This is a genomic window from Methyloprofundus sedimenti (genome assembly GCF_002072955.1).
Taxonomy (GTDB): Bacteria; Pseudomonadota; Gammaproteobacteria; order Methylococcales; family Methylomonadaceae; genus Methyloprofundus; species Methyloprofundus sedimenti.
Genome location: NZ_LPUF01000001.1, coordinates 1,941,271 through 1,953,923, shown reverse-complemented (window position 1 = coordinate 1,953,923; position 12,653 = coordinate 1,941,271). Strand labels below are relative to the sequence as shown.

Below are 12,653 nucleotides of genomic sequence, written 5' to 3'. Positions count from 1 at the left end.
AAATCAATGAGTTACATAGTTGTATTATTTTTATACAATTCTCTGTAACCCCTGATTTTACTGAATTTTTAAATTTTACCACCTTTATGTAAGTCATTGATTATTAGTATTTAAAAAGAGGTGTGTTAGGAAATGCGCTTAACCTGTTTATAATACATATCAAGTTCCATATACAAATGACCTCTTCCCCCCCAACCTTTCTCTTTTTTGGCTCTTCCCGATTTCGCGGGGCGACCACAACATATAGTGTTAAGCATATCCGAATAAACGTCGACCTTCGACACCAAGCCAAATATGCTGAAATAAACGCCCTATATCATAAATGCCATAACAACGTCTTTTGATCACCTTAATTTTGTTATTCAGTCCTTCTACAAAACCACTGGTTTCACGGCGAAGAAAATAATTAGTGATTTCATGCTGCCAGTTTTGTAAGGTCACTATAAATGAGTTGAAACAGTCCAACTTCAGATTTCTAACCTGCTCGACCCATGAATTTAGCTCAGCTTCTGCCTGACTTTTACTTAAAGGTCGGTTAAAAATACCCGTCAATGCTTCCCGATAAATATAAATTTGCTTAAGCTCTGGCGCATAATTAAAAAGCTGTACTAATTTAATTTGTTGCTCTTCATTCAAGTCCCAGAGTGATTTTCGGAATAACCACATCACGCCTTTCAGTTGGGCGTACTCTTCGCTAGAAAGCGCCTTGTTCAGTATTTTCATCTCTTTTATTCTTGCTTTCTCTGCACAGGCGCGATAGCTTTTGGTCACATGGCATCGATCAACCACAATCTCAACGCCAGGAAGTCCCTCATACACTGCATTACTGTAGCCGTCATACATTTCAACACAGGCACGTTGTATTGTTCTTTTAATTTCCACGGGGATGCTTTGTAGAAATATTTTCACTGTTTCCTTTTTGCGATTTGGCAATACGGCCAAAATGCATTTTTCTCCGCCTTCAGTGATCCCTTAAATGATAACAACAAAATCTTTATGTCCTTTATTTAACGCAATCTCATCAAGTCCAAGTAATGGCAGGCTTTGTATTGTCTCCCAGTCCATTTCTTGACGAATATAACGATTAATAATGCCTTCAATAAAGTTTGCCGTCTTAAATTATGGCTATCATACCCAGCCTGCACCTAAATAATCAAATAGCAATATACTTCATATAGTGACTACCCCGCGAAGTCGAGAAGAGCCAAAAAATAAAGCTGCTGCCTAATAGTATAATGTAGGATAAAAATACTAAGGTAGTAATAGTTTTTAACTCTATAAAGTAGCTAGTAATTTTTTCCTAAAAATAAAGATTTAATATATAAGTAACACCACAATATAATTCGTATATTCTTTTTTCATTATATTGGCATAGCTAAAAACTGTTCGGATTTGTTTTTTACACTAATACATAGTTTGTTGGATTTTTTAATAAAATTATTTGTATTTTCGTATGCTGAATTTATTTTAAAATAAATATCAGTCACACTAGTTTCATTATTAATTACATACTCTTTTGAGTCTACTTGCAGTGAAAATGAAATGAATTTTTTATAATTAGGAGATCCAACCGAATAATCATTAATGGCTATAATAGGTACTCCATTTCTTGTGGCAAGTATTAAACCATGTAAGTTTTCACTTATAACGAGGCTGCATTCAGATAATTCTTTTTCTAAAGTATGAAAAGATCCAGGAATAACTAGTTTAGTAGTTATTCCTAATGTCTCTAGTTTTTTCTGGACATATAGACTTGTTAGGAAGTCTGATTTCCATAAACGACTCATAATTATGTTTATGGAGCAATTTCTTTGACAAGAGTAAGAATATTTACTTAAAGATTGAGATAATCTTTCTAGAAAGTTTTTATCTTTATTTGTAATAATAAGACCAATAGTTATATCCTCAGATTTTATGGTTTCATTTATGGGTTTATTCCATTTTGATAAAACTATATCAGGGATTATTTTTGATTTTATATTTTCAATTTTAAATTGTTCTAGTGAAAATGAATCTCTAACATAAATATATTTTGCCTCTCTAAATATATTCATTATTAACTTGTTTAATTTTTTATCTGCAAATGTGCCTATTGTAGGGCCTGTCACTAAAAAAGGAATTTTTAATTCAATAGCTATTGTCATTTCAACCAAATGGGATATTACATTACTCATCCATTTTTCATTAAAATAGCCTCCTCCTGCCACAACTAATAGATCAGCCCCTTTAATAACATCTAATGCTGGCGTGCTAAGGCGTTTAAAATTTTTAATATTACACCAAAATTGTGATTCAACTAACGTTCGCTTGGCTAGAAGATACAATTTTCGATTAAATGAATATGTTATACCTAATTTTTTATAGGTAAGTTCGCTAGACCCTAAGTCAACGTAGGAATGCACAGATTTATGTAAGTGTACTGTTTTTGTTTCATGTATCTTAGAATCAGCAATATTGTAAGTAAGAACATCTATTATACAGTGTGGATATGCCGCCTTTATAATAGTTATAGTTGAGTTCAAAATTGCATCATCACCAAGATTACCATATCCCCATCCACCTGTTAATACTATTCTCATAACCATTCCTTATAAAATCTGTATTGTAAATATCAGAATTAACTAATAATAAAAGTATAACTAATAAAATAATCACAATGCTATTATAACTTATTCCACAAGGAACTTCTTTATTTTTCAATACATATAAATAATATAATGAGAGTATTGTGACAATTATTATTTGAGTGAAAATCATCCCTGTAATTCCATATAAATTAAGTAAATATGGTGGCAATATCAAAATAATAAGTATGCTAATGAACAACCCTAAAACACGCATGTTTTGAAGATAACTTGCTGTGAGTAGCACTCCTTGTGATATAGCTACATAACGAAGAAACAAGAATAAACCAAAATATGGAAATATGTCTGAAAGACCTGAAAACTTAACTCCATATATTATACTTGGAATTGTAGATTTCCCTAAAAAAATTATACAAAAAAATGAAAATCCAGTTAATAATAATTGTATGTGTAATTTTCGTGCTATTACACTAAATTCAAATGAAGTTGAGTTATATTTTGCTAATACTGGTAGGTAGACATTTGCCAATACAGGTCCTAATTGCTCTAACCCTCTTACTACATTCATTCCTGCTTGGTAGATCCCTACCTCAGAAACGCCTAAAAAATAATTTATTATAATTTTATCTAAATGGGCCATAGAATTAACTAGCCACGAATCCATTGCATATGTAAAATTATATACGATATTTTTTTGTAAAATCTTAATTTTTTTTCTTTTAGGAAAAGTAAATCCACCTATTATTTTATTATATCTTTTAATGCAGAGTAGTAGATAAAACAATCTTGATACAATAAATGAGGTTGCAATCATAACTGAATCTTCAGTTGTATATGCGACACTAAAAATTAATATAAAGTGAATGACTGAAGCAATAGTAACTATTTTTGTTTCTTCATGGTAATGACCAATGCCACGAAAAGCCACATTCATGAAATCACCAAATGATACCAATAAGGTTGCTATAATAAGAGGGGTAATTATTAACTTATTTAAAGGATCAATAAAACCAAATCTATTTAGTGAAAAAAATATTAACAAAAGAATTGTAAAAAGGAATAATTTTGTCATTAAAACCTTCCCCATTATATATTTAACTTTATGGTGGCTACGTCCTATGTCGATTAATAATTTATTAGTGAATCCATAATCCACTAGCAATGTCATAATTGAAGCTAAACTAAAGCAATAAGTTAATCTTCCGAAATCTTCTATGCTAAGAATTCTTGCTAATGCAATAAAAAGAATTACCCCGCTTAATAATCTAGCTCCTGTAGATATTGACATAAAAATAACTTTCTTTAGCATGTTTTTTTAAATAATTGTATGGGTAATATAAATTTAATTATACTTTCTTTATTCTTAACTGGATAAAATTCTAGCAATCAAGGGGCAGCCAGCTTGATTTTAGTGACATAAAAATCAAGCTATTTCAAGCCCGTCATATTCAATAAATCAGGCTATCCCATGAGTTTTCAATGGATTTTCTTGATTAAAAAGGGCTGAATTCTCGATACTTTCACCATGCCGGCACTTTTAAAACACGCGCTAAGAAGTGTGCACGAAATAAGGTATGCATCTTAAAATGGGGCGCAGGTCTTTAGCTTGCAGTGTAAAAGGCGGACTAAAGATCCGCGCCCCATTGTGTCGAAGTTAATAAATACTCATTCCTAAGTATTTAATTGTTATGTCTAATCTTCCTTATTATAAAACCGTTTATACCATACAATAAATTCTTTTATCCCATGCGCTAATTTTGTATCTGGTAGGTAATTAAACCGAGTTATCAAATCGCTTGTGTCTGCATACGTTGATTGCACATCACCTTTTTGCATAGGTAACATTTCTTTTTGTGCTTTTTGTCCTAACGCCGCTTCTATTTCTTTAATAAAGCCCATTAATTGAACGGGCGCATTATGCCCTATATTATAAATTTTAAAATTTGACAATGAACTTTCTGGTGTTGGTTTTTCAGCATCCCATTCAGCATTCTTATCGGCAGGCGAATTAATTACCCGGACGAGTCCGTCTACTATATCATCAATATAGGTAAAATCTCTGCTCATATTGCCATAATTAAATACTTTGATGGGTTTGCCAGCAAGTATCGCCTCTGTAAAAAGCATGGGGGCCATATCCGGCCTCCCCCAAGGACCATATACGGTAAAAAATCGCAGTCCCGTAGTCTGTATGCCATATAGATGGCTATAGGCATGCGCCATCATCTCATTAGACTTTTTTGTTGCTGCATACAAACTGACAGGGTGCTCAGTATGATCAGAGGCTTTAAAGGGTTGAGATTTATTTAACCCGTATACTGATGAACTTGAGGCATAAGACAGGTTTTTAATATTATTTTGGCGACAGCCTTCCAGTATATTTAAAAATCCTTTTATATTGCTTTCAATATAAACATGAGGGTTTTCAATCGAGTAACGCACGCCTGCTTGTGCTGCAAGATGACACACAGCATCAAAACATTCATTTTTAAAGACCTGTTCCATTTGGGATTGGTCTGCCAAATCAAGTTTTATAAACTTATGTTTTGCAAAAGCCTCAGATGGTGACCATTCATGTTTAACAATATTTTCTTTATGTATGCCGAGTTCTTTTAATCGCCCATATTTAAGGTTTACATCATAATAGTTATTAATATTGTCCAGGCCAACGACTTCATAGCCTTGTTCAAGTAATTTTTTTGCCAAATGAAAACCGATAAAGCCGGCACTCCCTGTCACCAGAATTTTCAATCTTTTACTCCAATTTGAAAATATTCAAATCCCATGTCTTGCATGCGCTGTTTTTCAAACTGGTTGCGTCCATCAAAAAAAACAGGGGCTTTCAATAGTTTCTTGATTTCATCAAAATCCGGACTTCTGAATTCCTGCCATTCAGTAATTAAAATTAACGCATCTGCCTGGGGTAATGCTGCATATTTTGCTGCAGCGTATGTAACATTTTTATTACCTTTTAAATAAAACGTTTTTGCTTCATGCTGTGCTTTAGGGTCATAAGCGACAATTTTTGCACCTTTACTTGTCAGTTCATTGATAATTGTCGTTGAGCTTGCTTCACGCATATCATCCGTTTCGGGTTTAAATGCCAGTCCCCAAACAGCAAACGTTTTCCCGTCAAGATTTTCTCCAAAACGTTTAATGATCTTGTTTGCAATAACCGATTTTTGAGCATAATTTACAGCTTCAACTGCATCCAGAATTCGCGGGACATAGTCAAAGTCTTTTGCCGTTTTTACCAGGGCTTGTACATCTTTAGGAAAGCAACTGCCACCATACCCACACCCCGGGTAAATAAAGCTATATCCGATGCGAGTATCTGATCCAATGCCATCTCTTACTTTATTTACATCAGCACCCACTCTTTCACAGATATTGGATATTTCATTCATAAAGCTGATTTTTGTTGCCAGCATCGCATTAGCCGCATATTTAGTCATTTCGGCCGATCGCAGATCCATTTTTATGAATCGATCATGACTTTTCATAAACGGGGCATACAGGTTACGCATAACTTGCACTGCCCGTTCACTTTCAGCGCCAATAATGACCCGGTCAGGCTTCATAAAATCATCTAGTGCCGCGCCTTCCTTTAAAAACTCAGGGTTACTCACCACATCAAAGTTTAATTGCTGAAGTGTCGCTTTTAATTTTTCATCAACGGTATGTTTAATTCGTTTATCTAGCTCTGCCTGGATGGTTATTTTTACCTTATCCGCTGTTCCAACAGGGACCGTTGATTTATCGACGATAATCATATCACCCAGCATATATTGACCAATACTTTTAGCCACCGCTAAAACATATTGTAAATCGGCTGATCCATCATCTGACATTGGAGTACCGACCGCAACAAATACAACTTGTGCATTTAAAATAGCCTGCTCTATATCAGTACTAAACAGCAAAGAACCTTTTTTTTGATTATCGACCACCATTTGCTCTAAGCCAGGTTCGTAGATGGGAATAATGCCTTGTTTGAGAGAGGTGATTTTTTGTTCATCTACATCTACACAGGTGACTTTATTGCCCATTTGAGCAAAGCAAGTGCCACTAACCAAACCAACATAGCCAGAGCCAATAACCGCAATTCTCATTAGTTTATTTTTCCATTATTTGTTATGTACCATTCTATTGATTCTTGCATTCCTTGATAAATATCATGCGTCGGGGCATAGCCAACGAGTACTTTTGCTTTAGAGCACCAGGATAAACAGTGGATTCATAAATGACCAGTTCACCCCGCTTTAATACTTTACCAATTGATTCTCTGGCTTTAAGTTACGGAACATAACCTATATATACAAACTATTACCTGATTACCCATAACTATCAGCTATACTTTGTCATTCCTGCATGTTTCTAGCAGGAATCTAGTAGGTTAAACATAGATTCCCGATATAAGACTTCGGGAATGACGGCGTCTTTAACATTCTGATATTTAAATCCTTATTTCACTGTGGCTGAGAGTTATGGGTAATCAGCAACTATATACCGTAGGCTGGGTTACGTTTGCCGCGCTTCCTGTCTCAGCACATCCTACATCTGTTGCCTTAACTTATTGGCAATGACGCAAAGTGCAGGTAGGAAACCACTTAAGTTGAAACATAAAGCCCGAAGTGTGATAGCTTTAGCTACTTCCGAGACAGCAATAGCCAAAGCTATTGCACTCCACGAAAAAATATACTTAGTCAGCTGCCTTAACAATAGATTAAAAATAGGCAAGTAGGGCGTGGCTTTAGCCCGCCGATATGCTAAAAAGGCGTTTAAAGCGGGCTAAAGCCACGCCCTACTTTCATGTGCTTATTTAAATTAATTGCAATATTCCTATGTTGACATTAAAAAGATAAACTTTGCTTTGCAAAATATATAGACCGCATCGAAAATATTTATTAAAAAAATTACAGGTATTGTAAACATTAGAGATGCTTGCTACCAGTTCTTCTGTATTCAATGAATATTCATGGGCAATCTCATTTCTTATTTCTCTTAGTTTTAGCCATTCATTTTTTTAATAATGTCTAGCTCTTCAAGTCTGTTTAAAATATCAATAAAAGTTATTCTTGATTACGTACAAGGCTCAGCCATTATGAAAAAAAACCTTAATATCAGTTTTTTATAAAAAAACCGACTTCGTCATTCCCGAAGTTTTTTATCGGGAATCTATGCTTAACTTACGAGATTCCTGCTAAAAGCATGCAGGAATGACAAAGTATAGCTGAGAATTGTGGGTAATCAGGTATGCTTGTGACACTCATATACTTGCTCTTTAAATGATTGTTCTCTGTAAGAATTCATTCTAATTCTAAGCCTTTTTTTATGGCCTCTTGCTCTATCAATCTTGAGCTGTCTTTAGCCAGGATAACATCAATTTCTTGATCTCCTATTTTAGCTTTTAAAGCAACTAGAAAATCTATTTTTTCTTATTTAAAGCACCTTGTTTTGCAGGCTGAATATATAAATCTATATCTCTCCTTTTAATTCATCATGAACTCTGCTGCCAAATAAAATAACTTTTGAACCCTGACCAAAAATACTCTTTGCAGTTGAGGTGGTACTGTCAATTTCGTATTGTTGTAATCTCATTGTTTAGCACCTGGGTTAATTAGGAATTCATGCGGAAACACTCAGTGCTCTGTGACGCAGAAGGTCACAAACTACATTACCACCCAAAGCGTTACTGCCATTAAATTGAGCCCATTGTTCAATGTAGGATGGGCAAAGGAGCTTTATCCCGTGCCCATCATAGCGATCATGATGGGCACGCTGCGCTTTGCCCATCCTACATTTTGTAAGCTGTGTTGGTTCTTAACTTAATAGCTGTGACTCAGTAACCTAGAGCATCACAAACTACATTTCCACCCAGAGCGACTGCCATTAAATTAAGCCCATTGTTCAATGTAGGATGGGCAAAGGAGCTTTATCCCGTGCCCATCATAACGATTGTGATGGGCACGCTTCGCTTTGCCCATCCTACAATTTTGTAGCTGTGTTGGTTCTTAACTTAATAGCTGTGACTCAGTAACCTAGAGCATCACAAACTACATTTCCACCCAAAGCGACTGCCATTAAATTAAGCCCATTGTTCAATGTAGGATGGGCAAAGGAGCTTTATCCCGTGCCCATCATAACGATTGTGATGGGCACGCTGCGCTTTGCCCATCCTACATTTTGTAAGCTGTGTTGGTTCATAACTTAATAGCTGTGACGCAGAGCCTAGGAACGATGCCTGACTATATAACACCTATTTCTGATAATCATATTGATAAAAATATTTACCATATCCATATCCAGATGCTACCAAATGAACATCATTAAAAACACAACCTTTTATATTGACATCATTTTGCTTTAATCGTTTTACACTTTGCTGTAATTCTCTTAACGGGTGTTGACCTGATCTAATAACCATCAGGGTTGCGCTGGCCATACGCCCAATAATACACGCATCGGTAACCGCTAATATGGGAGGCGAATCAATAATAATATGGTCATATTTCTTGCCAAGATCTTCAAGCAGTATTCCAAAATGCTCATGTAATAATAACTCTGAAGGATTGGGGGGAATTGCGCCAGTAGGGATAAAGTCTATATTAGCACTGTCTATGGTATGAATCGCTTCAGACGGCTTAATGACATTTGAAATAAGCTCTGATAAGCCATTTTCACGACTGACTCCCAGTGCTTTATTGATCAGGCCCCTGCGTAAATCCGCATCAATTAATAATACTTTTTTTCCAGCTCTGGCCAAGACAATAGCCAAATTGGTTGAAACAAAGGACTTGCCTACTCCGGGGCTGGGCCCGGTAATCATGATGATATTATTTTTTGCTTCCAGAAATGCGAAATGTAGTGTGGTACGAAGGCTACGCAAACTTTCTATCGCCATATCGTCTTCACTTTCTAACACTAGCACGACAGGTGGGCCGATATATGTCTTATTTTTATTAAGTTGCTTATTTAACTGGAGTTGTTTTTCACTGTGCAGAATAGTCGCATAAACAGGTACATTAAGCTGTTTTTCAATTATATCCGGGTCTTCTATACCATGGTGCATGGCTTTACGAATAAACACCAGAGCAATAGCCATAATTAATCCTAAAATAGTGGCTACTGCGACAATTAAGCTTTTTTTAGGTTTGATTGGTAAAGTTGGCATCACGGCATAATCTATGACTCTTACATCGCCAACTGTACCCGATTTAGCTACTTTTATCGCTTGCAGATTATTAAGCATTGTCGAGTACAATTCTGCATTAACTTGCACATCTCTGGACAATTCTAATATAACCTGCTGAGTTTCAGGTAGTTGTGTCACTTTTTTATTATGCTGTATTATCTGTTTTTGCAACCTGTTAATTTGTCTGTCGATAGAGATAATAGCGGGATGAAGCGATGTAAAGCTTTGGCGTAACTCGTCCTTTTTTTGCTCCAATAATGTTACCTGAGTATTTTTCTCAACAATGCCACCTAAAATACTTTGAGTTTCAATACCCAGGTTGACAGATCCCTTTTTTAGCCGATATTCATTTAATTCATCTGTCGCCACCTCTAATTGACTTTTAATAGTTGGCAGCTGTTTCTCCAGAAACTCTAGCGTCTTTTGTGCTTCTGCTGATTTTTTTTCAACATTCATGCGCACGTAAATATTGGCAACTTCATTCAGTGTTTGCATTGCCCTGGAAGGTGATGCTGACAACATGGTAAAGCTCAGAATTCCAATATCACGCCCCTTTTCAGCTACCGAAAAACTCTCTATAAGGTCCTCCATTGCACTCACCTGTGATTGCTTTAACACAATAAAATGTGTTCCTGGCCTGGCCTTAAGTATCGACACAAAAATACGCAATGCTGTGTCTCCTCCATCAACTGTTATGCTAACCGGTTTCCCGACCTCGCCATCGGTAACAAATTGCTCGTCCATATCAAATAGTTTGAATTGTCCATTTTTACCGGCAATCAAAGTGATTGGTATATCTATCCAGCTCGCAGGCATATCCAGAGTATCAACTTGAATTATCTCCCCTCCCCAGGCATAATCAGAAAAACCCAGCCATGGAGCGGCAAGCATATCTTTATTGCCAGCTTCAAATCGCCTGGCCATTGCTGCACCAATTACCGGAAAATATTTAGCCTCGGCTACGATTTCCAGATTGAGGCTTGTTACAGTTGCCCCCATGATCATTCTGGATTTGATGATCTCCATTTCTGCCTGTACCGGGGTATTACCACCTATCCCCATCCCTTCAGCAAAGGGATCTATCATCATTGACTGAGAAGACTCAACCTGTAACATTGCATCTGCCTGGTATATTGGCGTCTCTAATGTCACTTTTACTATGCCTATGACAAAGGCTATGATGGTAATTAAAATAATTAACCATTTATTTTCAAGCAAAGTGCCAATTAATTCTCTTAAATCAATTTCATCTTCATCCTGAAGCGGATAGTTCCCGGTAGTATGTTCCATATTTGACAAGTTATTTGGCATGTATTGGGCTAAATTCTGAGCGTGCGTGCTGCATATTTATACTTAAAAAATCCAGAAATTTACTGGATGAGTGACTGATATTATCATTTACAGTCTATCAAAATCACATAAATATACCTAATTACCCGTAACTCTCAGCCACAGTGCAATAAAGTTTTAAATATCAGTATGTTAAAAACATCGTCATTCCTGAAGTCTTATATCGGGAATCCATGCTTAACCTGTTAGATTCCTGCTAGAAACATGCAGGAATGACGCAGCATAGCTGAGATTTAAGGGTAATCAGGCGAATATACGACACTGACTGGTGCCTGAATCTATAATATAAAAAGTTTAATTAAAAAACACCTTGAATACTTCTAACTAAAGCCACAGTTGGTTCGATCTGATTGATAATTTGATTCCAGCGTATGCCTTCAGCACGATCAATAAAAATTATGTCTCGCGGTTGAAGTGGAAAACGCTCACCTAATAATAAGGCATCAGGCGATTTTGCATCCAGGTGATAAATTTTTGGCTCCCCAAGATCCGTTCTAAATATGAAAATTCTCGCTGGATCAGATGCATCTTGTGTTGGTCCACCTGCCTCACTAATTGCCTCGGTCAGAGTCATTCTACCTTTGTTCATATAGACACTGCGCGACCTTTGAGAACCTAGTCCTCCAATCCCGGTATCACCCAATACAAATATCTTATTAAATTGCCTATCTGGCACACTCAGAACATCCCCATGCTGAAGTGTCACATTTTGTCTGATATCTCCACCTTCATACAGTGCTAATAAATTGATATTGTAAGTTTTGTCATCCCGACTCAGCGTAATACTGCGTTGATCTGCTTCTGATGTCACCCCTCCCGCATTGTTAATTGCTTCCAGTACGGTTAAGGGAATATCCCTGACCAATTGTATGCCTGGCTGTTTAACCTCACCAACTATATAAGCGCGTTGACTACGATAGGTTGTTACGCGTACATCAAGTTGTACGCGTTCTATATATTTCGAAAGTTTGGCAGATAATTCTGTGCGAATTTCTTCTACTGTCTTACCCGCCGCTTTTACGACACCCACATAAGGATAGTAAAAATTTCCATCTTCACCAACCACATTTCCTGCTGCTTCTGCAGAACGAAATGATCCTGCAGGTATAGTGAGCTCAGGGTGATCCCATACCGTGATGGTTAAAATATCTCGGGGCCCAACACGGTACTGCCGGGGTTTTTGTGTGAGTTGTGATCCTTTGGTCGCTTTTGAACCTATACGCCAGTCAAAATAAAGATTTGCAACATTATTCGGCCCTAAACTATAGTTATTGAAATTTTTTTCTAAATCAATAATGGTTTGGGCAGTTATCGTCTGAATATTAAGTTCTTTTAAAATCGCTGCATTTTTTTCTTTAGTTGGCATTTCAATGCTGGATTCGTCCGAAAATGGACTCATATGCATACCAGGCACAACTGAACAAGCCACCAACCCTTGAGCAAGAAACATCAATATTATATTTTTAATTTGCATATTTTTTAACGTATTTGTTATTAATATAAATCATTGCATGAATTGTATT

Annotated in this window: 8 protein-coding genes; all 8 read right to left on the bottom strand. The window is 36.2% G+C overall.

Annotated elements, in window-relative coordinates:
- Nucleotides 1-249: 249 nt before the first annotated feature.
- Complete coding sequence (locus tag AU255_RS08665; RefSeq protein WP_080522504.1) at nucleotides 250-942, bottom strand: transposase; 693 nt, start codon at nucleotides 940-942, stop codon at nucleotides 250-252.
- Between the two features lie 419 nt (nucleotides 943-1,361).
- Nucleotides 1,362-2,579: a polysaccharide pyruvyl transferase family protein gene (locus AU255_RS08660; protein WP_158083085.1), complete on the bottom strand. Its 1,218-nt coding sequence runs from the start codon at nucleotides 2,577-2,579 to the stop codon at nucleotides 1,362-1,364.
- The gene (locus AU255_RS08655) at nucleotides 2,542-3,894 is read right to left on the bottom strand and encodes an oligosaccharide flippase family protein (RefSeq protein ID WP_080522502.1); all 1,353 of its coding nucleotides are present in this window, start codon (nucleotides 3,892-3,894) and stop codon (nucleotides 2,542-2,544) included. The genes AU255_RS08660 and AU255_RS08655 overlap by 38 nt, the downstream gene beginning before the upstream one ends.
- Nucleotides 3,895-4,277: 383 nt before the next feature.
- Nucleotides 4,278-5,336 carry an NAD-dependent epimerase gene (locus AU255_RS08650; RefSeq protein WP_080522501.1) on the bottom strand — a complete coding sequence of 353 codons (1,059 nt, stop codon included), beginning with the start codon at nucleotides 5,334-5,336 and terminating at the stop codon, nucleotides 4,278-4,280.
- Nucleotides 5,333-6,697 carry a UDP-glucose dehydrogenase family protein gene (locus AU255_RS08645; RefSeq protein WP_080522500.1) on the bottom strand — a complete coding sequence of 455 codons (1,365 nt, stop codon included), beginning with the start codon at nucleotides 6,695-6,697 and terminating at the stop codon, nucleotides 5,333-5,335. Before AU255_RS08645 ends, AU255_RS08650 begins: the two co-directional genes overlap by 4 nt.
- Before the next feature lie 1,366 nt (nucleotides 6,698-8,063).
- A complete protein-coding gene (locus AU255_RS21080) occupies nucleotides 8,064-8,186 on the bottom strand; it encodes a hypothetical protein (protein WP_269844777.1) in 123 nt (40 codons plus the stop codon).
- A 658-nt stretch (nucleotides 8,187-8,844) separates the two neighbouring features.
- Complete coding sequence (locus tag AU255_RS21075) at nucleotides 8,845-11,070, bottom strand: polysaccharide biosynthesis tyrosine autokinase (protein WP_269844776.1); 2,226 nt, start codon at nucleotides 11,068-11,070, stop codon at nucleotides 8,845-8,847.
- A gap of 358 nt (nucleotides 11,071-11,428) precedes the next feature.
- Entirely contained in the window at nucleotides 11,429-12,604 is a 1,176-nt protein-coding gene (locus AU255_RS08635; RefSeq protein ID WP_080522498.1) for a polysaccharide biosynthesis/export family protein, read from the bottom strand.
- Nucleotides 12,605-12,653: the final 49 nt, after the last annotated feature.